This is a genomic window from Xanthobacter autotrophicus (assembly GCF_030015065.1).
GTDB lineage: Bacteria > Pseudomonadota > Alphaproteobacteria > Rhizobiales > Xanthobacteraceae > Xanthobacter > Xanthobacter autotrophicus_D.
On record NZ_JAIVFN010000322.1, the window covers coordinates 1 to 551 of the forward strand.

The window sequence follows — 551 nt, forward strand, 5'->3', positions numbered from 1 at the left end:
CCATATCACTCAGCTGATCACGCACCCATTGTGGCTCACCATAGCCAATAATTTCAAATCGCACGGAGCTGTAACGCACCGCCAGTTCAAAAACCAGTTTCCAATCAAACCATGCATCAGTGAGGTGACCAAAATAGCCTATTATAGTATTGGATCCTATTGGCTGTGCAATTCTACGATTCTCTTGCCCTATTACGTCTTCCGAGTAACCGTTGCCGATAAGTAAAACATCATTGCGTATACAGGCAAACTTCTTGACCAAGGCAGGCGCTACAGCACAAACCATATCGCTCTGTAGAACCAATTGCTCTTCCACTTGTTTTTCATACCAAGGCGCTTGTCCCGACGTGAAAAATTCCTGCCACTCATCCATAACATCATATGCAATGGTGTACCCCTTCCCGCGCAAGGATAGAACACACTCTACGAGAATCTTAGCAGGCATGGTTAGCAAATAAAGAGCATCTACCTTTTTTGGCGCAAGCAATCTATGCAAGTTAACGAATTCAAACAGGGGCACCTGGTATATACCCGGCCATACATGGCTACAC

Annotated in this window: 1 pseudogene; it reads right to left on the reverse strand. The window is 45.4% G+C overall.

What is annotated here, in order from left to right:
* Positions 1 to 520, reverse strand: a pseudogene (locus K9U40_RS23340) (hypothetical protein); the annotation flags it as partial.
* Positions 521 to 551 lie beyond the last annotated feature (31 nt).